This is a genomic window from Rhodoferax sp. GW821-FHT07F03 (genome assembly GCF_059418745.1).
Genome location: NZ_JBWKQM010000042.1, coordinates 1 through 570, shown reverse-complemented (window position 1 = coordinate 570; position 570 = coordinate 1). Strand labels below are relative to the sequence as shown.

Annotated in this window: 1 protein-coding gene; it reads right to left on the bottom strand. The window is 52.3% G+C overall.

Annotation, left to right across the window (positions count from 1 at the left end):
- Positions 1-227: 227 nt before the first annotated feature.
- The coding region (locus tag AC07R0_RS25720; RefSeq protein ID WP_495107034.1) for a hypothetical protein at positions 228-570 on the bottom strand (343 nt) is incomplete at its 5' end.

Genomic DNA, 570 nt, shown 5'->3' with positions numbered 1-570 from the left:
TGTTCAAGTCACTCACGCCCTACCATTTCATCTTTTGCATGAAAAGGTTCCCATGATTCTCGTGACGGGTGGCGCTGCTACGATTTCGGTGCAGTGACCTTCTGCATCTGCTGCATCAAGGTCCTATGCCAACCATGGCAAAAAGCACCTTAGGCTTGCCATTCACGGCAATATCGACCTCTGATTCACATGCACGGTGTGGCGCAAGTATCTTGATGCTGGACCTTTCAGGACTTTTGCTTGTGCATGTCCGTGGTGACTTTCTGGACCTCTATGGAGTCGGACAATTTCTTTTCCAGGTCTTCTGTCCGTGCGATTGCTGCATTGACGTCGCCTTGGCGTGCAGTCTTGGGTATTTTGAGTTCGAGGGCGGCATGAACGACGTTGAGCTCGTCTGCCACTGTTTTCAATTCGTTTGCCACCTGAGCGTTGTCTGACGCGAGTTCTGCGATGGATCGGGGCTGTTGCACCGAGGTTTTGCCCGCACGTTTAGCGTTGAAGCTGTAAAAAAAACTCCTGGCACGACGTTTGCGATCCATCCGACCAAGGAGATCGCGACCATGGCCCGCT